The sequence below is a fragment of the Yoonia sp. JB2-21 genome, from assembly GCF_055693545.1.
This window is the reverse complement of record NZ_JBVFUC010000005.1, coordinates 1-23,520: the sequence shown is the minus strand read 5'-3', so window position 1 is coordinate 23,520 and position 23,520 is coordinate 1. Positions and strand designations below refer to the sequence as shown.

Annotated in this window: 26 protein-coding genes; 11 read left to right on the top strand and 15 right to left on the bottom strand. The window is 56.9% G+C overall.

Annotated features, from left to right (window positions below; translation table 11 throughout):
• Positions 1 to 19 precede the first annotated feature (19 nt).
• The 9 genes from ACZ1G5_RS19300 (at position 20) to ACZ1G5_RS19260 (ending at position 9,464) form a co-directional block, all read left to right on the top strand.
• On the top strand, positions 20 to 793 hold the full coding sequence (locus tag ACZ1G5_RS19300; protein ID WP_472734524.1) for a GntR family transcriptional regulator: 774 nt from the start codon (positions 20 to 22) through the stop codon (positions 791 to 793).
• Positions 783 to 1,691, top strand: coding sequence for a dihydrodipicolinate synthase family protein (locus tag ACZ1G5_RS19295; RefSeq protein ID WP_472734523.1), 909 nt, complete (start codon positions 783 to 785; stop codon positions 1,689 to 1,691). The genes ACZ1G5_RS19300 and ACZ1G5_RS19295 overlap by 11 nt, the downstream gene beginning before the upstream one ends.
• Entirely contained in the window at positions 1,688 to 3,166 is a 1,479-nt protein-coding gene (locus ACZ1G5_RS19290; RefSeq protein ID WP_472734522.1) for an aldehyde dehydrogenase, read from the top strand. Before ACZ1G5_RS19295 ends, ACZ1G5_RS19290 begins: the two co-directional genes overlap by 4 nt.
• On the top strand, positions 3,163 to 4,713 hold the full coding sequence (locus tag ACZ1G5_RS19285) for a trimethylamine methyltransferase family protein (protein WP_472734521.1): 1,551 nt from the start codon (positions 3,163 to 3,165) through the stop codon (positions 4,711 to 4,713). The genes ACZ1G5_RS19290 and ACZ1G5_RS19285 overlap by 4 nt, the downstream gene beginning before the upstream one ends.
• A gap of 83 nt (positions 4,714 to 4,796) precedes the next feature.
• The gene (locus ACZ1G5_RS19280) at positions 4,797 to 6,032 is read left to right on the top strand and encodes an NAD(P)/FAD-dependent oxidoreductase (RefSeq protein WP_472734520.1); all 1,236 of its coding nucleotides are present in this window, start codon (positions 4,797 to 4,799) and stop codon (positions 6,030 to 6,032) included.
• A 53-nt stretch (positions 6,033 to 6,085) separates the two neighbouring features.
• Positions 6,086 to 7,906 (top strand): BCCT family transporter, encoded by a 1,821-nt coding sequence (locus tag ACZ1G5_RS19275; protein WP_472734519.1) that lies wholly within the window; start codon positions 6,086 to 6,088, stop codon positions 7,904 to 7,906.
• Between the two features lie 175 nt (positions 7,907 to 8,081).
• Positions 8,082 to 8,414: a DMT family transporter gene (locus ACZ1G5_RS19270; RefSeq protein ID WP_472734518.1), complete on the top strand. Its 333-nt coding sequence runs from the start codon at positions 8,082 to 8,084 to the stop codon at positions 8,412 to 8,414.
• 16 nt (positions 8,415 to 8,430) lie between these two features.
• A complete protein-coding gene (locus ACZ1G5_RS19265; RefSeq protein WP_472734517.1) occupies positions 8,431 to 8,829 on the top strand; it encodes an ACT domain-containing protein in 399 nt (132 codons plus the stop codon).
• A gap of 2 nt (positions 8,830 to 8,831) precedes the next feature.
• Positions 8,832 to 9,464, top strand: a complete 633-nt coding sequence (locus tag ACZ1G5_RS19260) for a cysteine hydrolase family protein (protein WP_472734516.1) — start codon at positions 8,832 to 8,834, stop codon at positions 9,462 to 9,464.
• 244 nt (positions 9,465 to 9,708) lie between these two features.
• On the opposite strand, the gene ACZ1G5_RS19255 is transcribed toward ACZ1G5_RS19260, so the two are convergent.
• Genes ACZ1G5_RS19255 through ACZ1G5_RS19240 form a run of 4 tightly spaced genes read right to left on the bottom strand, consistent with a single transcriptional unit; the run spans position 9,709 to position 12,418 of the window.
• On the bottom strand, positions 9,709 to 10,170 hold the full coding sequence (locus ACZ1G5_RS19255; RefSeq protein ID WP_472734515.1) for a YybH family protein: 462 nt from the start codon (positions 10,168 to 10,170) through the stop codon (positions 9,709 to 9,711).
• A 39-nt stretch (positions 10,171 to 10,209) separates the two neighbouring features.
• Positions 10,210 to 10,611: a hypothetical protein gene (locus tag ACZ1G5_RS19250; protein ID WP_472734514.1), complete on the bottom strand. Its 402-nt coding sequence runs from the start codon at positions 10,609 to 10,611 to the stop codon at positions 10,210 to 10,212.
• A 28-nt stretch (positions 10,612 to 10,639) separates the two neighbouring features.
• Positions 10,640 to 11,848 carry a multidrug effflux MFS transporter gene (locus tag ACZ1G5_RS19245; RefSeq protein WP_472734513.1) on the bottom strand — a complete coding sequence of 403 codons (1,209 nt, stop codon included), beginning with the start codon at positions 11,846 to 11,848 and terminating at the stop codon, positions 10,640 to 10,642.
• Between the two features lie 36 nt (positions 11,849 to 11,884).
• Positions 11,885 to 12,418, bottom strand: coding sequence for a peroxiredoxin-like family protein (locus tag ACZ1G5_RS19240; RefSeq protein ID WP_472734512.1), 534 nt, complete (start codon positions 12,416 to 12,418; stop codon positions 11,885 to 11,887).
• An 86-nt stretch (positions 12,419 to 12,504) separates the two neighbouring features.
• Here ACZ1G5_RS19240 and ACZ1G5_RS19235 point away from each other — a divergent pair, with 86 nt between their 5' ends.
• Positions 12,505 to 13,092: a TetR/AcrR family transcriptional regulator gene (locus tag ACZ1G5_RS19235; protein WP_472734511.1), complete on the top strand. Its 588-nt coding sequence runs from the start codon at positions 12,505 to 12,507 to the stop codon at positions 13,090 to 13,092.
• A gap of 117 nt (positions 13,093 to 13,209) precedes the next feature.
• On the opposite strand, the gene ACZ1G5_RS19230 is transcribed toward ACZ1G5_RS19235, so the two are convergent.
• The 6 genes from ACZ1G5_RS19230 to hmgA form a co-directional block, all read right to left on the bottom strand.
• Positions 13,210 to 13,422, bottom strand: coding sequence for a DUF2783 domain-containing protein (locus ACZ1G5_RS19230; RefSeq protein WP_472734510.1), 213 nt, complete (start codon positions 13,420 to 13,422; stop codon positions 13,210 to 13,212).
• Positions 13,423 to 13,425: 3 nt separating this feature from the next.
• On the bottom strand, positions 13,426 to 15,048 hold the full coding sequence (locus ACZ1G5_RS19225) for an FAD-dependent oxidoreductase (protein WP_472734509.1): 1,623 nt from the start codon (positions 15,046 to 15,048) through the stop codon (positions 13,426 to 13,428).
• Positions 15,049 to 15,072: 24 nt separating this feature from the next.
• Positions 15,073 to 16,023, bottom strand: coding sequence for an MBL fold metallo-hydrolase (locus ACZ1G5_RS19220; RefSeq protein WP_472734508.1), 951 nt, complete (start codon positions 16,021 to 16,023; stop codon positions 15,073 to 15,075).
• A 66-nt stretch (positions 16,024 to 16,089) separates the two neighbouring features.
• Entirely contained in the window at positions 16,090 to 17,343 is a 1,254-nt protein-coding gene (gene fahA, locus ACZ1G5_RS19215; RefSeq protein WP_472734507.1) for a fumarylacetoacetase, read from the bottom strand.
• Positions 17,340 to 17,978 (bottom strand): maleylacetoacetate isomerase, encoded by a 639-nt coding sequence (maiA, locus tag ACZ1G5_RS19210; protein ID WP_472734506.1) that lies wholly within the window; start codon positions 17,976 to 17,978, stop codon positions 17,340 to 17,342. The genes fahA and maiA overlap by 4 nt, the downstream gene beginning before the upstream one ends.
• Complete coding sequence (gene hmgA / locus ACZ1G5_RS19205; RefSeq protein ID WP_472734505.1) at positions 17,975 to 19,336, bottom strand: homogentisate 1,2-dioxygenase; 1,362 nt, start codon at positions 19,334 to 19,336, stop codon at positions 17,975 to 17,977. Before hmgA ends, maiA begins: the two co-directional genes overlap by 4 nt.
• A gap of 73 nt (positions 19,337 to 19,409) precedes the next feature.
• Between hmgA and ACZ1G5_RS19200 the strand changes: the two genes are divergently transcribed.
• The gene (locus ACZ1G5_RS19200; protein ID WP_472734504.1) at positions 19,410 to 19,844 is read left to right on the top strand and encodes a MarR family winged helix-turn-helix transcriptional regulator; all 435 of its coding nucleotides are present in this window, start codon (positions 19,410 to 19,412) and stop codon (positions 19,842 to 19,844) included.
• Here ACZ1G5_RS19200 and ACZ1G5_RS19195 read toward each other — a convergent pair.
• From ACZ1G5_RS19195 to ACZ1G5_RS19175, 5 genes are all read right to left on the bottom strand, one after another.
• The gene (locus ACZ1G5_RS19195) at positions 19,841 to 20,545 is read right to left on the bottom strand and encodes an ABC transporter ATP-binding protein (RefSeq protein ID WP_472734503.1); all 705 of its coding nucleotides are present in this window, start codon (positions 20,543 to 20,545) and stop codon (positions 19,841 to 19,843) included. The two genes, ACZ1G5_RS19200 and ACZ1G5_RS19195, sit on opposite strands and share 4 nt — an antisense overlap.
• Positions 20,546 to 20,559: 14 nt before the next feature.
• On the bottom strand, positions 20,560 to 21,264 hold the full coding sequence (locus tag ACZ1G5_RS19190) for an ABC transporter ATP-binding protein (RefSeq protein WP_472734502.1): 705 nt from the start codon (positions 21,262 to 21,264) through the stop codon (positions 20,560 to 20,562).
• Positions 21,261 to 22,214 (bottom strand): branched-chain amino acid ABC transporter permease, encoded by a 954-nt coding sequence (locus ACZ1G5_RS19185; RefSeq protein ID WP_472734501.1) that lies wholly within the window; start codon positions 22,212 to 22,214, stop codon positions 21,261 to 21,263. Before ACZ1G5_RS19185 ends, ACZ1G5_RS19190 begins: the two co-directional genes overlap by 4 nt.
• Position 22,215: 1 nt before the next feature.
• On the bottom strand, positions 22,216 to 23,085 hold the full coding sequence (locus ACZ1G5_RS19180) for a branched-chain amino acid ABC transporter permease (RefSeq protein WP_472734500.1): 870 nt from the start codon (positions 23,083 to 23,085) through the stop codon (positions 22,216 to 22,218).
• A gap of 60 nt (positions 23,086 to 23,145) precedes the next feature.
• Positions 23,146 to 23,520: ABC transporter substrate-binding protein (locus ACZ1G5_RS19175; protein WP_472734499.1), on the bottom strand; the 375-nt coding region annotated here is incomplete at its 5' end.

The following is a 23,520-nucleotide window of genomic DNA, read 5'->3' as shown; positions in this document are numbered from 1 at the left end:
TGTCGGTTTCGGTCCACGATTGAAAACTTATTTTGCCGTTGACCCCGATTGTAAGTGCTTTGTATACATTATGTATAGGAGAAAAATAATGCCGAAACACAAAAAGGCTTTCTGCGCTGAAGACTTGAGGGCGCGTATTCTGTCACAAGACATTCCTCCTGGATCCGACTTGGATGAAGTCAGTTTGGCAGAAGAATACGGGATATCGCGGACACCGCTGCGCGAGGTTCTTCATCGTCTTGCGGGCGGTGGCTTTGTCCGACTTGAAGAGAACCGTGGTGCCAAGGTCGAGTCCATGGATTTGGCAACCATGCGGGTGTTCTTTCAGACGGCTCCTCTAATTTACTGCTCTATTGCAAGACAAGCGGCCGAAAACAGATCCAGCCGCCAGGTCGCCCAACTCAAGCAGGTCCAGCTTGATTTTGCGCAGGCAGCAAAAGCAGGTGATGCCACGAATGCCGGTCTCCTGAACCACAGTTTCCACGAACTCATCGGAGAGATGGCCCAAAACCCATATCTGTTTGCTGGATTGAAACGGATGTTGGTTGACCACACCCGGCTCAGCCAGACTTTTTTCAATCCAGAATCACCTGCGGATGAAGACCGGATCAAGAAAGCGATCGAGCAGCATGAGGCCATGATTGCGGCCATCGAGGCGCAAGAGTCAGCGCTTGTGATTGATCTGACGCTCCAGCACTGGGATTTGTCGCGCGATCAGCTTGAGAAATTCGTGCGCCCCGACCCCCTCCCCTTGGATGTAATTTCTATGAAAGACCGTCGCAGTGCGCTTTGAAGGTATCTACACCCCGATCATCACTCCCTATAATGATGACTTCACCTGCAACGAAGCAGTATTGGAGCAGACGGTTGAGCACCTGGTCGCAGCCGGTGTTCACGGCATCATCGTCGCTGGCTCTACCGGCGAATATTATGCGCAAACCGAAGACGAGCGCATCTGGATGATGAACCGCTGTGCCAAGTTGATTGGCGGCAGGGTGCCAATGATTGTCGGCACTGGTGCGATCCGCACCGAAGACAGCATCCGTTACGCCGAGGCGGCAAAAACCGCGGGCGCGGATGCGCTTTTAGTGGCGACTCCGCCCTATGCATACCCCACGGGGCGAGAGATCGCCTTGCACGCGCTGGCCGTGGACCGTGCCGCCAACTTGCCTGTGATGCTCTACAACTATCCCGGTCGGATGTCGGTGAACATGGACGAGGAAACGTTGGATCGTCTGGGCCGTTCACCCAACTTCTGCACCATCAAGGAAAGCAGCGGCGACATCAACCGCCTGCATATGCTGGCGCGGGATTATCCGCACATCCGCCTGTCGTGCGGCATGGACGATCAGGCGCTTGAGTTTTTTGCCTGGGGTGCCCGATCTTGGGTCTGCGCCGGGTCAAACTTTGCCCCGGAGGCGCATATTGCACTTTATAAGGCCTGCGCCGTCGAAGGGGATTTTACCAAGGGCCGTGCCATAATGTCGGCCATGCTGCCCCTGATGCGCGTGTTGGAACAGGGCGGCAAATTTGTGCAGTGCATCAAATACGGGCTGACCCTTCGCGGTATTGATGCGGGCCCGCCCCGCAAGCCGCTGCAACCGCTCAATAAGGATGACAAACGCCAGTTGGCCGAGGTCATCCGCACCATGAACACCACCATTACCTACATCACCGGAGTAGCGATATGAGCGATCTGCTGACACTGGACGAATATCAGGCCATAGTCAAATCGCTGGACTTGCCACGCACGGCCTTTATCGACGGCAAATTTCGGGCGGGCAAGGGTGCAAAGTTCGCCACAACAAACCCTGCCACTAGCGAAGATCTGGTCGAGATTTCGGGCTGCAACGCCGAGGATGTGGACTTTGCCGTGGGCAAGGCACGCGAGGCCTTTGATCAGGGACATTGGTCCAAGATGCACCCGTCTGGGCGCAAGGATATCTTGATCCGCCTGTGCAAACTGATCACGCGCAATCGGCGTGAACTGGCCGTGATGGAAAGCCTTGATAGCGGCAAACCGATCCTCGATTGCGAAACGATTGATGTGCCGGAAACCATCCATTGCATAAAATGGCATGCTGAGGCGATCGACAAGATCTACGATCAGGTCGGGCCAACGGGCGATGATGCGATTTCTATGATTGTACGCGAGCCCATCGGCGTGGTTGGCGCTGTTCTGCCATGGAATTTCCCGCTGATGATGCTGGCATGGAAGATCGGGCCAGCCCTTGCGGCGGGCTGTTCGGTCATCGTGAAACCGGCTGAGCAAACGTCACTAACCGCCCTGCGCGTGGCCGAGCTTGCCCACGAGGCGGGCGTGCCACGCGGCGTCTTGCAGGTCTTGCCGGGCAATGGCCCTGATGTGGGCGAGCCTTTGGGACTGCATATGGACGTCGACATGGTCAGCTTTACTGGCTCAACCGAGACCGGGAAACGCTTCCTGCGCTATGCCGCCGACAGTAACCTCAAGAAAGTTGTTCTGGAATGTGGCGGCAAGAACCCCGCAGTGGTGTTCGATGATGCTGAAAACCTCGATCACGTGGCCGAACATGTGGTCAACGCAGCCTTCTGGAACGCCGGGCAGAACTGTTCTGCAACATCACGCCTGATCGTGCACAAGGCGGTCAAGGCACCATTGATAAAGCGGATCGAGGCCCGGATGCGTGATTGGAAAACCGGCGATCCGCTTGATCCGACCATGCATATCGGGGCGCTGATCGACGCGGGCCACTGCAAAAAGGTGCGCAGCTACCTCGAGAAGAAAGACAAGGGTGACGGTCCTTTCGTGTCACCCGTGATCTACGACGTGAAAAAGGGTGACAAGAAGGCGCATGATGAGATCTTCGGTCCAGTTCTTGTCGTGATCGAAGCGGCCAGTAACGACGAGGCCATCGAGATAGCCAACCAGACTAACTATGGCCTCGCCGCCAGCGTCTTTACTGCCAATACGCGTCAAGCGATCCGCGCGGCCCGAACCATTCGCGCAGGCACCGTCACGGTGAACTGCTATGGCGAGGGGGATATCTCCACGCCCTTTGGTGGGTACAAACAATCTGGTTTTGGCGGACGCGACAATGGCGTCCACGCCCATGACCAGTTCACAGAACTCAAAACAATCTGGATCGACCTGACCGACCCTTCCGAAGGAGATAACGTCGAATGACTGTTGAAGCCGTTGGAAAGACCCGCCGTGGGCGTGGTGCCCGCCAAGCTGTCCGTCAGAAGCGCGATGTCAAAATGTTGCCCGCGCTCAAACGCGGAATTCCCCTCATGGAACCGATGAACGCCGAGCAGATCGAAAAGATTGATGCGGCGTCGATGAGCATCCTCGAAGACGTGGGTGTTGTGTTCCGCGACCCAATTGCGCTGGAGGACTGGAAGCGCGCCGGTGCTGACGTGCGCGGCGAGACGGTGCACTTAGATCGCGGGCTTGTTCGCGAACTCATTGCCTTGATCCCGGCGAGCTTTACCTACCACGCGCGCAATCCGGCCAATAATCTACCCTTCGGCAACGACCATTCGATCTTTGTGCCCATGACAGGCGCACCCTATCTGCGTGATCTGGACGATGTACGTCGCAATCCGACCCTGGAGGATCTGGCGAACTTCCACAAGCTGTCCCACATGCTGCCTGCGATCCATTCCTCGGCGCATCACATCGTCGAACCCTACGATCACCCGATCAGTCAGCGCCATCTGCGGATCACCTATTCGTCGATGAAACATTCTGACAAGACGTTCATGGGCATGACCACAAGCCCCAAGAACGCTGAGGACGTCATGGAGATGTGCGCCATTCTCTTTGGCAAAGAGTTCATGATGACCCACCCAGTCGTCACAGGAAACTGCAACGGCAACTCGCCACTGGTCTGGGATGAGACGATGCTGGGTGCGATGCGCGCCTTTGCCAAGTATAACCAACCAGTCCTTTGCTCGCCGTTCGTATTGGGCGGCGCAAACACGCCTGCGGGCGTAGCACCGTCAGTGGCACAGCTTAATGCCGAAGCTCTGAGTGCGCTCGCCTATACACAGGTCGTCCAGAAAGGAACGCCTGCCATATATGGCCACTATCTGTCGACCGTTTCGATGAAATCTGGTGCTCCTATGGCAGGCACACCCGAAATCAGCCTGATGAACATGATGATTGGTCAGATGGCGCGATATTATGATGTGCCATGGCGGACCTCAAACACTCTTGGCGGCGCAAAGACATTCGACGCGCAGGCGGGCTATGAGAGCGCCAGCACGATGATGGCGGTCCTGATGTCGGGCGCCAACTACATCTGGCACTCTGCTGGATGGAATGAGGCAGGTATGCATTGTTCAATGGCAAAATTCGTGGTGGATGCTGAGCAATGCGCCATGGGTCATCGCATGGTGTCGGGGATCCGGTGGGATGACTTTGACGAAGCGCTGCAGGCCGTGCGCGACGTGGGGCCAGGTGGTCATTATCTGGGCCACCCGCATACGCTTGAAAACTTCCAGAACGCCTTCTTCATGCCTGAGATGTTCGACAATAACTCAATTGAGCAATGGCAGGCCGATGGTTCGGTTGAGATCAACGAACGTGCCTTGCAACGGGTCCGTGATTTGTTGAACGAGTACGAGGAACCCAAGCTGGATTCCGGCGTTGATGAGGCTTTGCTGGACTACATCGCCCGACGGGAGCGCGAAATCCCGGCAGCCGACGCGTTGAACCAGGATCTCTGAGATGAGCCGGGTCGAAGTCAGCAAACTTCCCGTAGACCCTGGGCCGGCAGCCTGGAACGGCCTGCTGCCCCCCTTCCCCGGCAATGCGTTTGGAAGACTCCATCTCGGCGGATTGGGTTGTCATCGGCGCGGGCTTTGCTGGTTTGGCTGCGGCAAGACGGTTGTCGCAGCTGTGCCCAACAGATCGAATTGTGGTGCTTGAGGCGCGACGGCTTGCCGAAGGCCCCGCTGGCCGCAACTCCGGTTTCATGATCGACCTGCCACATGACTTGTCATCTTCCGACTATGGTGGGGCGCTGGATAAAGACATCGCATTGACTGCTGACAACCGGCACGCAATTGCGTTTGCGTCCCAGATGGCGGCTGAATTTGATTTGCCTGAGGATGTCTTTAGACGCTGCGGCAAAATCAATGGCGCTGCAACTGCAAAAGGCGACGCACACAACCGTGATTATGCAGCGCATCTGGTGACGATGGGCGAGCCCTATGAGATGCTTGATGACGCAGCGATGAAGGATCTGACGGGAACAGGCTACTATCGCAGCGGGCTGTTTACCGGCGGAACTGCGATGATACAACCCGCCGCCTTTGTGCGCGGCGTTGCGCGTGGTTTGTCGTCTAACAGGGTTCAGATCTTTGAGAACAGCCCGGTTGTTAAGCTGGCCCGAAATGGCGATTGGACCGCATCGACCCCACAAGGATCAGTCAGCGCGCCAAAGATTATTCTTGCCGTGAACGGTCATCTGAACAGTTTTGGCTTCCTCAAGAATCAGCTGATGCATGTCTTCACATATGCGTCGATGACAGAACCCCTTGGTGCGGATGAATGTGCGAGGTTGGGTGGCAGATCTGTCTGGGGGATAACGCCCGCTGATCCTATGGGAACAACCGTGCGGCGGATCAGCGATCCCCACGGCGCGAGACTTATCATCCGAAATCGTTTCACCTTCGATCCGAGCATGGAAGTGAACGCGCAGCGGATCAAATCAGTTGCCCGCGACCACGATCGCGCATTCAGGGCGCGGTTTCCCATGCTGAAAAATGTCAAAATGCAGCATCGCTGGGGCGGACGGCTTTGCCTGAGCCGCAATAACGTCAGCGTGGTGCGGGAACTGGATTGCGGATTGTTCTCTGCCTGCTGCCAAAATGGGCTGGGCACGACAAGGGGGACGTTATCTGGTCTGTTGGCAGCGGAACTTGCCACCGGAACCAAATCGGACCGTCTGAACCGCGCACTGGCGGCACCGGACCCCTCCAGGCTTCCCCCCAATTCATCGCAAAAACTGGCGCAACAGCGCTTCTCAAATGGCAGGAGATGAAAGCAGGCGCAGAACTGTAACTTCTGTCGAACATCCAACGGAAAGAGGAAAACATGTCTATAAGAGAACCGTTTACGGATCTGGAGATCGAGACGCAACCGTCCGGTTTCTACGAGGGATATAGTCTACCGATCGCACTCATCAGCAAGGTCTCGATGGTCGCGCTGGTGTTGTGGGCGTTGATTTGGCCGCTGTCAGCAAGCGGCAAACTGAGCGAATGGCAATGGGGATTGCTGAATGGTTTTAACACCTTTTACATCCTTGCCGTGGGGGCCTTTGCGATCTTCCTCTTTATCATTGCGGCTATCCCGAGCACCGGGAAAAAGGTCTTGGGACCAGAAGGTGAAAAGCCGGAATTCTCGAATTTCTCGTGGTTCTCAATGATGTTTGGCGCAGGCCTTGGTGTCGGTCTCATGGTCTATGCTACAGCAGAGCCACTTGGCCTGTGGGGGTCAAACCCAGAGACCGTTGCCGGCAATGTTGAGGGCAATTCCGAGGCCGCTTTGAAGTCCGGCTTCCGCTACACGTTCATGCACTACGGGTTTCACGCCTGGGCCATCTATGTTGTGACTGGTCTGAGCCTGGCCTATTACGCCTACACGCGTGATATGCCGCTGACAATCCGTTCGGCGCTGACCCCGATCCTTGGTCGCTTCGCCAACGGTTTCATCGGCCACATCGTCGATGTTCTGGGCGTTATCGCGACAATCCTTGGTGTGTCAGTCACAATCGGATTTGGCATCAGCCAGTTTGTCGAAGGGGTTTACTCCATCTCCGGTATTGAGTGGATCATGAATGGCAACGCAGAAGCGCCTGCTCCCTCAACTGTGGGATTGATCGCGGCTTTGATTGTCATCATGACGATGTCGATCATTTCGGCTGTGTCAGGCGTTGGACGGGGTGTGAAATACCTCTCCAACCTCAATCTGGTTCTATCACTTGTCCTGCTCCTGACCTTCGTGCTGTTCGGATCGTTTATCTTCGCCATGACGACTTATGCGACGGCACTGGTCGACTATCTGATCAATTTCATTCCGGTTGGTTTTGGCGCTTATGGTCCGCTCAGCGAAGCGGCCTTCACCGCGAACCTGCCTGAAGCCGCCGCCCCATTGGCTGCGGATCTTTATAGCGGTGCCACGAATGCCTGGGGGTCCTTGCAGGGGTTCAAGGATGGCCTGCCTGAAGCGGCAGCCGCTCTTGATGAAGCCACCGTCGCCGCTGTCTACGAGGCGGGGACACAAGGTCGCCTGTTCAACTGGCAGGCGGGATGGACAACGTTCTACTGGGCGTGGTGGATCGCATTCTCACCCTTTGTGGGTCTGTTCCTTGCGCGGATTTCCAAGGGGCGTTCGGTTCGTGAGTTCATCCTGGGTGCGGTGATTGCGCCCTCTCTAGTCTGTTTCGCCTGGATGACAATACTGGGCGGAACCGCGATTGATCTGGAACTCAACGGCTCTGCCGAAGGTGCCATCATCGGCGCATCCCTGACGGCCAAGCTGTTTGTCACTTTGGGAGAAATGATCTCCGGTGGCTTCCTCGCTGCTATCTCAATCATGTGTGTGGTTCTGATCATGACCTTCCTCGTCACCTCGGCGGACTCTGGTATTTTGGTCATGAACACGATCATGTCCGGCGGGTCTCAGGAAACCGGCGTGAAACACCGGATCATCTGGGGCGTTTTGCTGACGCTGGTGATTGGCACATTGCTTATTGCGGGCGGTGGTGGCCTTGAGGCCATCAAGAGTGCGATGATCATTGGTGCCTTGCCCTTTACCTTTGTCATGGTGCTCATGTGCGTGTCGCTCGCCAAGGCGATGTTCAATGATGCACGTCGTGACAAGGCAATAGGAGGCGTTGGCGCACCCGCCGAATAAGAGCACGCGTCAAGAAACAAAGCTGCACAGCAGCGAAGCGCCGACCGATCTGTGTCGGCGCTTCATTTTTTGTTGGCCCAAAAACCGTTGCGGTCAACTGAACAACACAGTAAGTCAACGCGAGTGCCCTCTCAGGACGACCTGAGTACATATGGGCGAGCCGGGACGAGCCGGAATGATGGTGGTCAAAATGGCATGGATTTATCTACTGATCGCAGGGACTTTGGAGGTGGTATGGGCTGCTGGCCTCAAGTCCCTTTCCAATAATTTCGCAGTGAGTTTGCTCATTGTGACGGCAGCCTTTATGGCCGCCAGTCTTGGTGCCCTTTATTGGTCGATGCGCACGTTGTCCTTGGGGGTCGCATACCCTGTCTGGACAGGTATCGGCTCAGTGGGCTCGGTTCTGGTCAGTGTCATCTTGTACAAACAAGACGTCAGTCTGGCCACAATCATCGGGGTCGCGTGTTTGTTGGTCGGGATGTTTCTTGTATGCCTTGACGCGCATTAAACACACGGAGAATAAAATGACAGGTGAGACGAATTTGGACGTCCTCCTCAGGAGCATGTCGGCGGAACTTGTGGATGGTCTATTTGTATTTGTGACCGTACCTGAGGGCGCTATACCTGCGGGCATCCAGCCTAGACTGATGTTTCAAGAAGCTGAAGGCACGACTCTTATCATGCTGAAGATGCAGGCAGAGGCCAATGATCTGGCCTATGAATTCCCGTGTCGCATGATCACATTAAACATCCATTCATCGCTCGAGGCTGTCGGATTTCTGGCCCGGATTACCACCGCGCTGGCGAAACATGACATGGGTGTAAATCCCGTTTCCGGATATTTCCACGATCATCTCTTTGTCCCCGATGGCCGGGAAAATGACGCGATGGCCGTCCTCAAGGAATTCGCGAAGGGAACCTGAAAATGACGACAAAGACCAAAACAGCAAGAAACCTAATTGAAGGTCGTCCTGCCCTTATCATGATTGATATCCAAAAAAGTACGTTTACCGATGATAGCAAAGAGCGTTCCATCGCCAACATGCCGGGTTACAAAAAACGGATGATTGCTGCACGTGATCTGGTCGATGCCGCCCACAAGAGTGATATCCCCGTCATTTTCATCCAAGAGGTCCATCGTCCTGATCTGATCGACTTTGGTCGTGAATTGGACGGAAACGAGGATGTTCATTGCCTTGAGGGCGACCCGCGCACTGAAGTTGCGAAAGAAGAAATGGGGTTTCGCAAAGGCGACTACATCATTCCGAAACGACGCTACTCGGCATTCTTCGGGACTGACTTTGAGATTCTATTGCGCGGCCTGAGGATCGACACGCTTCTCCTGTGCGGTGGACTGACAGATGTTTGTGTCCACTACACATTCGTGGATGGGCATCAGTCCGACTACTTCTGTCGGGTCGTAGAGAATTGTGTAGGCGGATCGTCGATAGAGGCACATGAGGCGGCGCTCAGAGCGATGGAGTATTTGCAAACGAATGCGGTTGTTGATCGGGCCAACACGATCAAGGCCATGTTATCGTATGGGCTGACGGATTGATGACACCTATGAGTATATGACGTAACCTTGGCAACCTACGAGGGCAAAGCGATACCAGGCGGGAATTCTCAGCGCAGCGAACTGTTAGGCGTTTGACGCTCGAGTTTTGGTTATGATGATCTCGCCAGTGGCCTGCCAACGACCACTTTGAGCGCGGATTCAATGGTGAGCGGAACAAGCTGATGGCGTCCGACCCAACCAGGCGGCGGATCGGAAGAAGTCCCGCCGCCCAGTTGGCAACGCGTTACTCGCTATCAGGTTCGGGGATGGTGTACATGTCGCTGATGATCTTCCAGTCGCTGCCGTCATGGCGGAGCACGAACTGATAGGTGCCAGTGAAATCCAGACCCGCGGCTTCCACCAGGATTTTTGCATCACCAACCATCACAGCCATCGTGCCATCGTCGGAAATGAACAAGTGATCGATCGAATGTACGTTTTCACCCTTTTGCGAGGTCATGAACCCGAATGTAGCGGCAGCGCCCTCTTTGCCAGGGACCGGGCGTTCACCCGGTGCGATCCAAAGGCCGTCTTCGGCATAAAGCGCTGTTAGGGCAGCGGCATCTCCCGCAACGACCAATTCGTTGAAGCGGTCGTTAAAGGCGTGCAGATCTGCTTCGACATGTGCTTGGTGGCCATCTGCGAAGGCTGAGACCGCTGACAGCGTGAGTGCTGCGGCGAGGGCGAAAGACGAGATAAGTTTCATAGTTTTGTTTCCTTGTTTTGGAGTGGAGGTAAGTGAGTTTTACGCAGCTTCGCCGCGTGTCATGATGACTTCGCGGGTGATCTGCCAACGGCCATCCTCAAGCACAAAATCAATGCTGAGCGTGACCAGTTCTTTTTCGCCGGTAACAGCGTTCTTGCGGCTGATGATAATGTGGCCATGGGTATCGTCGGCCTCAACCAAATGGTAGAACGCCCAGGGATCGGCGTCTTTCATTTGTCCCATTGCCTCTTCGACATGGGCCATAAAGCCGTTTTTGTCGTTGCGCATCAGCGCTTCGCCGCCGGGCAGAAGATAGGTCTGCATGTCGGCGTGATAGATCTGGTTGAGGACCTCAAAGGAATGGCCGGAGACACCTGTGATTAGTTTATCAAGCGTGGCCTTAACCGCGGCGGCATTGGGGTGGTCTGTTGTCATTGTCATGGGAAAAACCTTTCGGGGTTTGGGAGGGTCAAGTGGGTTGTTCGGTTGCAGCGTTCGCGAGAACCAAGCGAGACAGGACAAAGGCAATCACTGCGCAGGCTGCGATAACGCCAACCATCGGGAGTGCCGTTCCGTCAAAAAACGGTTCGCTCATGGCTATCATTGCCCCAGCGGTCACAACTTGCAGGGTTCCGGCCAAAGACGATGCCGTTCCGGCGATGCTTCCATGATGATCAAGTGCCATGACCATCGTCGGTGGTACGATGAAGCCCAGCAACCCAAAGGCGACAAAGAGCAGCCCCATGATCACAGGCAGGCTGCCAAAGCCCATAGCCGTCAGGATCGCCAGCAAAACAGTGGTGAATGCAAATCCGGCAGTCGCGTACTTGATCATGCCGGGCATACCGAAGCGTTCGGCCATTTTCCCAACAAACCGTGTCGCCAGAAAAAAGCTGAGACCATTGAAGGCAAAGGCCAGACTGAACTGCAGCGGCGTGAGGCCGAACTCGCCCGTGTAGACGAAGGAGACGCTTGCAAAAAAGACGAAGAAACACGCCATGCCAAATGCACCGATAAAGGTGAGGCCCATATAGAACGGATCGGCAATCAAAGTACGGACACTTGCCCAAAAGCTGCGCAGATCAAACCGCTTGCGATCATGAACAGGCAGCGTTTCCGGCAAGCCGACTTTGGTCAACGCGAGGCTCGCGACGGCCAAGGCCGCCAAGAGAAGAAAGATCGTGCGCCAGCCGCCAAAGAACATGATGCCGCTGCCGATCAAGGGCGCAATCATGGGTGACACGGAAATCACCATCATGATTGTTCCCATCAACCGCGCAGCGACTACGCCGGTATCAATGTCGCGAATGACGGCCCGCGGGATCACCATCACGACGGCCCCACCAAGTCCCTGAACCACACGGGCGGCGGTCAAAGCCTCGATAGATGGGGCGACGAAGCACAAAAGCGAACCGATGATGAACAAGGTAAGCCCAACATAAAGCGGCACCTTTCGCCCCAATTGATCCGAGACTGGTCCATAGAACAATTGCGCCAGACCAAAACCGATCAGATATGCGGTCAACGTCCCCTGGACCGCCCCGATACTGGTGTCCAAATCGCCCTCGATTGCGGGCAATGCAGGCAGGTACATGTCAATGGTCATGGGTCCGACCACGGACAGAAGTCCAAGGATTAGGCCAATCTTCAAAGTATTTTGTGATAAGTTCACGGTCATGGTTTTGCTCCTATCGCGCCGGATGATCCTGCTGGATCAGGCGAACGTTCCGTTTGCTGGGAAGGCTTCAGTCATGCCGCGCATGAATTTCAGTCCACCCACCAACGAGGCCAACTGCGGCCGGAGAAACGGCACATTGGCGATATCGACCATCCGCAATTCGCCGTCTTCATTGACCAAATAAAGGCCGGGTTCGGCGAATGGGTTTTCGATATTCATGCCGTGACGCGGGCTGGAGATGTACAGGCCCATCTCCTGCATTTGCGGAACGCTCAAACCATAGCCAATGGGATAGTCAGGGCTTACTTGCGCTATCTGCTCTTCCGCACGCGCTTCACTATCAGCAGAAACAGCGATAACTTCGATGCCCAGCTCTTTGAGAGGTGTGACAATGTCATTCACTTCTTTCAGATACCTGGTGCAGATCGGGCAGTGTTTACCGCGGTAAACGACAATCATCTGCCAATCGTATCCTGCGGATGCCTTTCCAAGGGTCAGTGTGCCACCGCCCAATTTATCAACTGTGATCGATGGGAATTGCGTTCCGGGCATGGGTCTGTTCGTCGGCATTTGTCTCTCCTTGACTTTCCTAACGATCAATACATATATAAGTACAACAGCCAGTCAAGGACTTTTATAATGAACAATCCAAAAAAATGGGCCGCCCTAGAACCTTCGATGAAAAAACCGCCCTTGAGGCGGCGATGAATGTCTTCTGGGCAAAGGGCTACGACGGCGCATCCATGAAGGATTTGACCGCTGGGATGGGGATCAGCGGGCCGAGCCTATATTCAACGTTTGGCGACAAGCGGGAACTCTACTTGAAAACAATCGACTTCTACGCAGATGTTGATGGCTGCGCCCCAGTGGTGTCATTTGAGGCTGAGCCAGACCTTGAAAAGGCAGTGAGAGATTTTCTGACCGCTGTCGTCACATATTCCACTCAAGCTGAAGGGGGCCCCAAGGGCTGCTTCCTGGCGTCTTGTGTCGCAACAACCGTGGGCGAGGTTGAAGGCGTTGAAGAGCGCATGGAAAAGGCCATCAAAGATACGGATGAGCGGCTTGCCAGAAAGTTCAAAGCCGCGATTGCGACAGGTGATTTGCCTGCTGATTTCCCTGCTCTGCAACGCGGCTGCCTTTTGCACGATATGCGCCAGGGCCTTGTCCACCGAAGCAGAGCAGGCTGGTCCGCCGAAGCGCTCCTCGCGGATTTAGACGATCGCGTAAGGATGATCTTGAGTTGATAGCAGAAAGCGTCAGAAGCAGCATTGGTGCTGGTGACCTTTAGATTGCCTCCTAACACGGCACCGAACTGTTTTGGCATTTCAACTCCAGCTTCATTGCTAGCGACGATCCTGTCGCTATGAGGCCGAAGTCTTGGTCCCACGTTGTATTTTTGCCTTTTCAAAGGCCTCGCGCAGGATGCTCCTGTCACCGATGTGATTGGTCAGTACAAGGATCAGGCGGGCGTTGTAATCCGCGCTTTGTGCCTCAGTCAGTCCGGTATGGGCCTGTAACAGCTCATCGTAGAACCCGTCAGGATCAGGAATGTTGGGTGTCAGAATAAGGGACATAACTCAGGCCTTTCCAATCGCCGCCGCGATCGTGTCAGTGATCGCAGTGCTGTCATAGCTTGCCCACCGCGCCACCACATGCTGGTCCGGGCGGATCAGATAGACGGCTTGGTCTGCATCACCCAGATAGCGCGCTGAAAGGGCGTCGCTTGGGTCAGCGATATGCACAACTTTGGTCGTCATCCCGCATGCTTTGACAGGTGCCGGGGCCACCCCGCCGAGCGCGAGGATCGTGAATGCCCCTTCCAGTTGATCCAGCAGGAAGCCGTTGTCTACAGGGGCATCGGCGCTTGGTGAACCCGGTCGCGTGACCTGCGGACCTCTCAACTCATCTGGCCCAAAACCTGCGAACCCATCGTAACTGCATGGCATGGACAACCGGCCAGAGTTCACGATTGGGCGCGCGAATGCGTGGGTGTTCGCTAAGGTCAAGACCGCATTGCGGAAGGTTTTGCTGATGTCGGACTTTGGTGTCATGAAATCGGTCGCACGGGATGAATTCAGGATGTTTTCGTCCGCTCCGAACTCGCGCTCGGCCGCATAAGTATCAAGCAAAGCATCATCGGCATGCCCCTTGAGCACAAGATCAAGCTTCCACGCCAAGTTGTCGGCATCCTGCACCCCCGAATTGGCCCCACGCGCTCCGAAGGGCGAGACCTGATGCGCGCTGTCGCCTGCAAAGAACACAGGGCCATGTCGGAAGCTTTCCATGCGCCGGCATTGGAACGTATAAATCGACGTCCATTCCAGTTCGTAGTCAGGCACGGTGCCGGTTTGGCTCGACAGCATCGCATCAACTCGCGCGCGGATACGGTCTGGGTTCATTTCCTTGACGCGGTCGATGTCCCAGCCCAGCTGGAAGTCGATGCGCCAGATGTCATCGGGTTGCTTGTGCAGCAGCGCCGATTGGCCAGCACCTTCAAACGGTGGTTCAAACCAGAACCAGCGCTCGGTTGGGAAATCAGCCTTCATTTTGACGTCGGCAATCAGGAAGTTGTCCTCGAACTCACGCCCGTCAAACGTCAGCCCAAGCATGTCGCGGGTGGGTGAACGGGCCCCGTCGCAGGCTATCAGATAATCAGCCTCAAGCTGGTAAGGGCCGTCGGGCGTGTCCACATCCACGGTTACGTAATCGCCCTGCACAGTGACGCCTGTCACCTTATTGCGCCCGCGGATTTCGATGGGCGCACCATCCGCTCGCGCAGCACGGATTTCATCCACAAGGAAGCGTTCGAAATAAGGTTGTTGCAGGTTGATGAAGGCCGGGTTGCGGTGTCCGTCTTCGGGGAGCAGGTTAAATTCAAACAACTGCCCATCACCGTGAAATACGCGGCCCACATTCCACACGACGCCTTTGTCGACCATGGGGCCGCTGGCCCCCAGCCGGTTCGCGATATCGAGCGTGCGTTTGGCAAAGCAGATGGCCTTGCTGCCCAGCCCCGCCCCGTCATGATCGTCGAGCACCAGCGCGGGCGAGCCCTTCTTGCCAAGATCAAGTGCAAGGGCCAGCCCCACAGGCCCGCCCCCAATGATGACCACCGGGTGGCGCTGGACCGGACCGGATTGCGCGGGCACTTTTTCATAAGGGTAAAGCTTGAACGCGGTTTCGTATCTGACGGCGACCATTGGGTTTCCTCCCCTAAAAGACAGTTACCCTTGCAGGGCGGCCCACATGTCCAGATCGCGCTGTGCGGTCCAGATGCGTGGGTGGGCGATGCCGCGCGCCTCGTCATAGGCTCGGGCGACGTTGAACGGCAGGCAATGCTCGTAGATCGCGTAGTCCGCGAATTTGGGATCACAGGCCGCGCGGACCGCGTCCCATGCTTCTTTCAGGCTGCCGCCCCGGGCTGCAACCTTCGCGGCGGGCGCGTAGGTGCTGTCAACAAAATCGCGTGTGCTTTCGATGGCGCGCGCGACAGCGTCTTTGCCAACCAGCGCGTCACCACGCCCCGGCGCAATCGCATCGACGTCATAGGCCACGACTTTATCAAGCGTCGCGCCCCAGTCACCGAAGTAGCCGTCGCCACAATAGCAGGCAGAATGATCCTCGACGATGTCGCCGGTGAACATCACGTTCTCATCCGGTACATGGATCACTGCGTCCCCTGCCGTATGCGCGCGCCCGATGTGTTTGATATCAACCCGGCGCTTGCCAAGGTAGACGGTCATGGAGTCGCTGAATGTTGTCGTTGGATAGGTCAGGCCGGGGATACTTTCGTGCCCTTCAAAGAGGCGCGGGAAGCGTTGGAATTCGCTGTCCCAGTCTTCCTGACCGCGCTCTTCGACCATGCCGCGTGCGACGTCGGACATGATGATCTGATCGGCGTTATAGGCAGAGGCCCCAAGGACGCGGACGGCGTGGTAATGGGTCAGGACAACGTGGCTGATGGGCTTGTCTGTCACACTGCGGACCCGCTCGATGACTTTCTCAGCAAGACGCGGGGTGGCTTGGGCTTCAACGATCATCACAGAGTCGTCACCGATGATAATGCCTGAGTTTGGATCGCCTTCGGCGGTGAAGGCGTAAAGGTCGCGCCCCACCTCATCAAAGGTGATTTTCTTTTCGCTCATGTCGCCTTGTGATGCGAATGCTTTTGCCATTGTGAGGTTCGTCCTTTTTGTGCCGACCGGAGCCTCCGGCGGGAATATTTTGAAAAAAGCGAGGGATTAAGGGTACTTGATTGCAGGCTTGATTGTGCCGGTGCAGGTGCCAAAGCCAATTTGATACCCGTCACCTTTGGCGGCACCTTGCAGTGTGAGCGTGTCCCCGTCCTCGATGAAAGTCCGCGTCTCACCGGAGTCGAGCGTCATGGGTTCCTTGCCCCCCCATGTCAGTTCGAGGAGCGAGCCACGTTCGGATTTTTCGGGACCAGAGATCGTGCCGGACCCAAGAAGGTCGCCCGCAGTCACCGCACAACCCGATGAGGCGTGGTGCGCAAGTTGTTGCGCGGCCGAGTAATACATCTGGTTGTAGTTCGTCTGCGCAATGGTTGTGGGCGCTTTGCCCGCAGGGGCCATTGTCACCGACAAGTCGATGTCGAATAGCATCGGGGATGGTTCCTGCAAGTAGGGCAACAGGTCCTTTTCGCGTGCAGGCGTTGATGTGCGGAACGGTTCAAGTGCTGCAGTCGTCACGATCCACGGGCTGATGGAGGTCGCAAAGGCCTTGGCCTGAAATGGCCCGAGCGGCTGGTATTCCCAAGCCTGAATATCGCGCGCGGACCAGTCGTTCAGAAGCACATAGCCAAAGATCATCGCGTCCGCCTCGGCCACGGTGATGGGTTGTCCAAGTTGCGTTGAGGTGCCGACGACCGCCCCCATTTCCAGTTCGATGTCCAGGCGCTTGCAGGGGCCAAAGCTTGGCATATCCGCATCGGGCGCTTTGGTCTGACCGTTGGGGCGCATGACGTCTGTGCCTGAAATCACCACGGACGAGGCCCGTCCGTTATAGCCAATCGGGATGTGCAACCAGTTGGGGGGCAATGCGTTTTCGGGCCCCCGGAACATGGTGCCCACGTTCATGGCGTGGTGCTTGCCTGCGTAGAAGTCCGTGTATTCGGCCACGAGAAACGACAAGTGCATCTGCGCATCCGCCTGCGCGACAAGGTGCGGGGTAAGGAGAGGTTCTTCAGAGGCGCCCTCGCCCAGCAGTTCGGTCAGTCGCGTGCGCAGGGCGTCCCAGAGGTCTGGCCCCTGCTCCATCACGTCGTTCCAGAATGGCACGTCGAACAGCAGATCATCGGAGAGATCCAGCAGCCCCGCCGCCTCGGTCGCGGCCAGATCAAGGATCATGTCCCCGATTGCCACCCCGCAACGAGGGTCATCTGCCCCGACAGAAAAGACGCCGTATGGAAGGTTGTTCAAAGGAAAGGGTGTGTCGGCGCTGTTGGCGCTTGCGACCCATGATTTCATCAGGCTCATGTGGTGACTTTCGCATCTGGTTGTTGATCAGGATGGGCGGCGGCGATTTCTGGAACGGCGAGGCATGCGGCCTCGATCCGTTGCAGTTTTGGGTAGGCCGTCAGGTCGACGCCCCAGCGGTGGGCGTTGAAAAGCTGCGCGGCGATGCAGATGTCGGCAAGATCGGGAGTGTCGCCGAAAGCGAAGGGGCTGGTGTCGGACACCATCGCCTCGGTCGCTGTAAATCCTGCGTGCATCCAGTGCTGCATCCACGCTTGCGCATCCTCTGCGCTGGCCCCGTGGTTGCCCCGAAAATGCTGCACGACGCGCAGGTTGTTGACGGGATGGACATCAAGCGCGATGGCGTGGGCAGCTGCCATGACTTTGGCCCGCGCGACGGGGTCTTCGGGCAGCAGCCGGGGGGTGGCGATGGCATCCAGATAGTCAAGGATCGCAAGCGACTGCGTCAGCACCGTGCCGTCATCCAGCACCAGCGTCGGCACCCCAAGACCGGGGTTCAAAGCCGCGTAGCTTGCGTCGCGCTGATCGCCAGCGACCAGATCGACCGGGACAATCTCATAAGCCAGCCCTTTGAGGTTCAGCGCGGCCCGCACCCGATAGGATGTGGTCGAGCGCCAGTAGGAATATAGTTTCATTTCTTCCCCGGCGTTCCGTCGAACTTCTTTTCGATATCCGCCCAGCAGTCGATGTAGTCGTCCTGCAAAGGGGCCTCATGCGCCGCAAAGGCGGTAAGGTGCTGCGGGAAGCGTGTTTCGAACATGAAGGACATGGTGTTTTCCAGCTTCTCGGCCTTGAGGTCGGCGTTGGATGCCCCCTCAAACGCGCTCTTGTCCGGACCGTGGGGCAACATCATGTTGTGAAGCGACATGCCGCCCGGGATGAACCCTTTGGGCTTGGCATCATAGATCCCGTAAATGTTGCCCATCAGTTCGGACATGACGTTCTTATGATACCACGGTGGGCGGAAGGTATCCTCGGCCACCATCCAGCGGTCCCGGAAGAGCACGAAGTCGATGTTTGCCGTGCCCTCAACCCCAGACGGCGCCGTAAGGACTGTGAAAATGGAGGGGTCCGGGTGGTCAAACAGGATCGCGCCAACCGGGCAGTAGGTCCGCAGGTCGTATTTACAGGGCGCATAGTTGCCGTGCCACGCGACCACGTCCAAGGGCGAATGCCCGATGTGGGTTTCGTGGAACTGGCCCGCCCATTTGATGGTGACGGTCGAGGGGACCTCGCGGTCCTCAAAGGCCGCCACCGGCGTTTTGAAATCACGCGGATTGGCCATGCAGTTCGCCCCGATGGGGCCGCGTCCGGGCAGTTCGAATTTCTGACCGTAGTTTTCGCAGACAAAACCGCGGGCCGGGCCTTCGAGCACTTCGACGCGGTAGACAAGGCCACGTGGAATGATGGCGATTTCCTGGGGCTCAATGTCGATCACGCCAAGTTCGGTGCAGAACCGCAAGCGCCCTTCCTGTGGCACGACCAACAGTTCTGAATCGGCGGAGTAGAAGTAGGAATCCACCATACTGTCTGTAACCAGATAGATGTGCGACGCCATCCCAACTTGCGTGTTCACATCCCCTGCCGTCGTCATCGTGCGCATACCCGTCAGCCATGTCAGGCTTTCGCTGCTATGGGGCACGGGATCCCAGCGGTATTGACCCAGCGAGACCACATCAGGGTCAACATGCGGGGCCGATTTCCAATGTGGCAGGTCGATCTTTTCAAAGCGATGCGTGTGCTTGACCGATGGACAGATGCGATAGCACCATGTCCGCTCGTTCTGATGACTTGGGGCTGTGAAGGCAGTGCCCGACAGTTGTTCGCCATAAAGGCCGTAGTTCACTTTTTGGGGCGAGTTCATGCCTTGGGGCAAAGCACCCGGCAGCGCCTCGGTTTCGAAATCATTGCCAAAGCCGGGCATATAGCCCGGGGCGGTGCCAACTGGGGTTGCGGCAGAGCGCAATTGGGACGGTGAAATATCTTTGTTCATCAGATAGTCCTTTTCGTAACTAACGACATTAATAGTAGTTGCTTTTGTAACTAACAAGGGCTAATTTTCCTTTATGGACACTAAAAACGCATTCGATCTGGTCGATTTCATCCCCTATCTTTTGAATCAGGCAGCCGACACGGCCAGCCGCCGGTTTGAGGGGTATTACAAATCCAAATACGGCATGTTGCGCGCCGAATGGCGCGTGGTTTTTCACCTGGGCCGCTACGGCGAGATGACCGCGAAAGAGATTTGCACCCGCGCCCGCATTCACAAAACCAAGGTCAGCCGTGCGGTGCATGCGTTGGAAACCAAAAAGCATCTTAAACGCGCCCAATCCCCCGATGATCGCCGTCATGAGGTTTTGGGCCTGACCGCCTCTGGCAAGCGGGTTTTTCAAGACCTCTACCATGAGGCCGCACGGTTCGATGCAGAAATGATGTCGGAATTCACACAAAGTGAGCAGGCTGAGCTGCGCAAATTCCTAACCAAGATCGCGGGGCTTTAAGCGCCCAAGTAGGCCCGCTCCAAAATTTGGCGGTCGTTCTTCAACTGCGCGGGACTGCCTTCGAATCTGATCTGCCCTTGTGAAAGCACATAGCAGCGGTCGGCAATGTCCAGGGCCAGTTGGGTGAATTGCTCAATGAGGAGGATGCCCATGCCTTTGCTACGCAGATCCTGCACGACCCCGATCAGCCGGTCGATAATCACCGGCGCAAGGCCAAGCGACATTTCGTCAATCAGCAAGAACTGTGGGCGCGACACCAAGGCCTGCCCAATGGCGACCATCTGCTGTTGGCCGCCAGACAATGACCCCGCCGCTTGATCCTTGATCGCGCACAGTTCTGGGAAAATGTCGAACGCGCTTTCAACTTCGGCCTCCCGCTCTGACGCGGTCAGGGTCGGCCCGGCGGCGCGCAGATTGTCGATGACACTCAGGCCGCCCAGCACCTGATGCCCTTCCGGCACGGCGGCGACGCCCGCTGCGCGGATCGCCTGCACCCCTGCCCCGTTGATAAAGGATTCATTGATCGCGACAGCGCCCGAAGCCAGCGGCATAACGCCTGCGATCCCCAGCACCAGTTCGGATTTTCCGGCCCCGTTCGGGCCAAGCAGCGCGACGATCTCGCCTTTGCCGACTTCGAGAGATACGTCTCTGACCACCGTCCGCGAACTTGATTTGATTGTGATATTGCTCACTTTCAGCATGTCTTTCACCCCTTTTACCGGCCAAGGTAAGCTGTTTTCACAGCCTCATCCTGCAGCACGTCCCGTGTTGGCCCAAAGGCGATCAGCTTGCCGAAATCAAGGACGGCGGTGGAGGTGCAGACGTCGCGGATCAGGTCGACATCATGATCAACCATGATGATCTGTGCACCAAAGCGTGACTTCACCTGCGTGATAATGCGCCGCAAATCCTGCATTTCGCTTTCGGACAACCCTCCGCCCGGCTCATCAAGCAACACGATCTTGGGGTTTCCAATGAGACATTTCGCAATCTCGGTCATCCGTTTCTGGTAGGGGTTCAAATCCTCACCCAGCACATCTGCGCAATCGGTGATCCCGACGAAATCAAGCGCTTTGTTAATCTGTGCGGCCCGGTCCTTTTTCGCGATCCCCTTGGCATCGCACACCGCCTTGAGGTGATCGGCAACCGTCAAATCACCCGCGATCTGCACCTTTTGAAAGGACCTGGCGAGTCCCCAACACGCCCGTTTGTGCGGTGCCATTGCCAAGAGGTTCACGCCGTCCACAACGATGTTGCCTTCTGCAATCGGTGCAAAGCCCGAGAACGCATTGGTCATGGTGGTCTTGCCCGCACCGTTCGGCCCGATCAGCCCCACAACGTCATCCGCCACACTTAGTGTCAGGTGATCAAGCGCGACCACGCCGCCGTATTTCACGGTCAGGTTTTCGATATTGATCATGCCGGTTTCCTTTGCAAAGCGCCCAAAAGTTGCCCGGCGATCCCGCGCGGGGCTGTCATGATGGCGTGCAGCAGCGCTGCGCCAAAGACGATCAAGGCGATGTCCGCGCTCACCCCGAAGTCATTCAGCAGTGCAGGCAGCAGTTTATAAAGAATGCCCGCGATCACTGCGCCAACCCATGAATAGGCCCCGCCGACAACCGCCAGGGCGAACAGCAATATGCCCTCAGAGGCAAGGAACGACCGCGCGTCCAGTTGGCCAAGCGCGTTGCTGAGCAATGCGCCCGCGACACCTGCCAAAAGGCCGGATAGCGCGAAGGCCCAGATTTTGTAGAAAGTCACATTTACTCCTGCGGCCATCGCGTTGGCCTCGGACTGCCGGATCATCGCCCAAGCCCGCCCCGGCGCGGTGATGCGGTGCAGTGCGACAAGGCCAAAACATAGCGCGACGATGACGATGGTGTAGCGCAGATAGCCCGCGTCTGATTGCACCATCATGGGTGGGCGAATGTCTGCAGCTGATTGCCGGGCAACACCCCAGAACCCTTCCCCGCCGTTCGGGAACTGGAACGCGTTGAACAGAATTTGAAACGCCCCCGCGGCCATCAACGTGACAAGCGCCAGATAAAGCCCGCGCATACGCAAGGCCGGCAATGCGAGGATCGCGCCGATGATCGCTGTTGCGACGCCCGCGATTGCGACGATCAGCGTGACAGGCAGTTCAGTGCCGTAGTTCAGGCGTAGCGCGATCCAGCCGCCCACGCCGACAAGGGCGATTTGTGCAAGGTTGATCAGCCCAAGCTGGGCAAACAGGACGGAGATACCGGCAGCCGCCAAGGCAAAGATCGCAGAGGAGGTCACAACCTTGACCCAGAGCGCTGACAGCACCAGCGGCAACCCCAACAGGCAAAGCGCGAGAAAGAACAATGGGGGGACGAGTGATTTCGACATCTCAGACCTCCTTCGCAAAGGTGAGTTTCTGACCGCGCTGCATCCACAGGATCACAAGCGCTGCAATGACGAAGGGGGCCATTGTGCGCAGCGGCGCAGCGGGTTTGTAGAGCGTCAGCATGGACTCAGCGACACCGATGAACAGCCCACCCGCCAGCGTCATCGGCAGAGAATTCAAGCGTCCGCAGATGGCCGCAGCCGTGGCCGGGATGACCATGAAGGTGATGACTGTGGGTTCCAGCCGCACAAGGCTGCCAAAGATCAGGCCTGTGAACCCAGCCAAAGCGCCTGAAATGCCCCAAGCCAGCGTTTCTGTTTTGACAATCGGAATGCCCAGTAATGCAGCATGGTCCCGATTGTCGGCGAGCGCGCGCATGTTCAGGCCCGTGTGGGACCGGCGCAGATATTGCACCATGATGATGACCGCGGCGATGCTAACGGTGAAGGCGATGATCCGGGTCATCGTGACCCGCACGCCCAGAATACTGATAGCGGCTTTGTCGCTGGGCAGTTCTATCTTGCGCAACGCGTCCTCCCAGATGAAGCCGATCAGGCCCAGCAGGATCAGCATATAGCCAAGGGTCGCGATGGCTTTGACCGCAGGTTCGCGCCACGCCAGTGACGGGGCGATCAGACGGCCATAGGCGACAGACAGGGCGATGCCCGTGGCAACGGCGGCGATCCAAGAGATCACGCCGGGCAGCCCCCAATCCGCAATCTGCCATGCGAACATGGCACTGAAGGCGGCGATGGCTCCGTAGGCGAAATTCAACACGCCGGTCGAGTTGCGCAGGATCACAAGGCCAATACCGCCAAGCGCATAAAGCGATCCAACTGCAAGACCTGAGACAAGAAAAAGCCCGTAAACCATCGTTTTGATCCTTTGGAAAAAACCGGCGGGCAGGACTGGCCTGCCCACCGATCAGGGAGGTTACTGAGAGATGCCGAGTGCAGCTTCTTGCGCGCGGATCGGCTCTAAGTAGCTGCTTTCGATGTCATAGCAGTCGCGCACAACTTCAAAAGCGCCGCCCGTATAGGACACCATGCGGCCCGAGTGGTTTGGCATATGCCGGTCTGCATCGCCGACGTAGTAAGGCGCGCACAGCAGATCGGATTGAGCCCCATTGATCGCGCGGATTGCGTCGCTGACCGTTGCGCGGTCGATACTGCCGGCGTCCAGCTCCAGCAGCGCCTCGACAAAGAACTTGGCCGAGATGTAGCCGGACTGGCTGAACGTATCGCGGCGATCATCGGCTTGCCCGTAGGCATCCATCACCTTGACCCAGTTCTGATTGTCCGCACCATC